Here is a 524-nt window from a genome sequence, read left to right as displayed (position 1 = left end):
TTGCTCTAATAATTGTTCTTGATTTCCTTTAACAGCTAAAATATAGTCTGCTTCACTTTCTTTAATTTTATCGGCGATATCAGTTTGAGTTCCCATGGCATCAATAGTGATAATATTGCCTGAAATACACAGTTTTTCTATCAGCTCTGGAATTGCTGTTATTTCATTTGATTTTTCATTTACTCTTACTCGACCCAAAACCAAATTATTTTGACTTGCCCAAGCGCTAACCATATGAACTGGAGATTTCTTTCCTGCGGACTTAGCACCTCTTATTGACTTCCCGTCGATTGCAATGACTTGACCTTTCAATACTGTTGATATAGAATTTACCCAATCAATAAAACAAGTTTCAAATTGATTGCTATCAATTGCTGAAAACAACCTGTTTATTGTATCTTCAGAAGGTATCCCGTTTGGTAACTGAAGAAATGTTCTTAAAAATACTTCTTTTGATTGAGCAAACTCTCTCATTTGTTTCCATGTTACTGCGCCACAAATGACCGAAATTATTCCCACAAGAA

Annotated in this window: 1 protein-coding gene; it reads right to left on the bottom strand. The window is 34.5% G+C overall.

The features are described 5' to 3' along the window. A partial coding sequence (locus HNS40_RS22730) for an ISAs1 family transposase (RefSeq protein WP_172284987.1) occupies window positions 1-524 on the bottom strand: 524 nt, incomplete at both ends.

It is taken from the genome of Lentimicrobium sp. S6 (assembly GCF_013166635.1).
Taxonomy (GTDB): Bacteria; Bacteroidota; Bacteroidia; order Bacteroidales; family UBA12170; genus UBA12170.
This window is presented reverse-complemented; position numbering and strand designations above follow the sequence as displayed.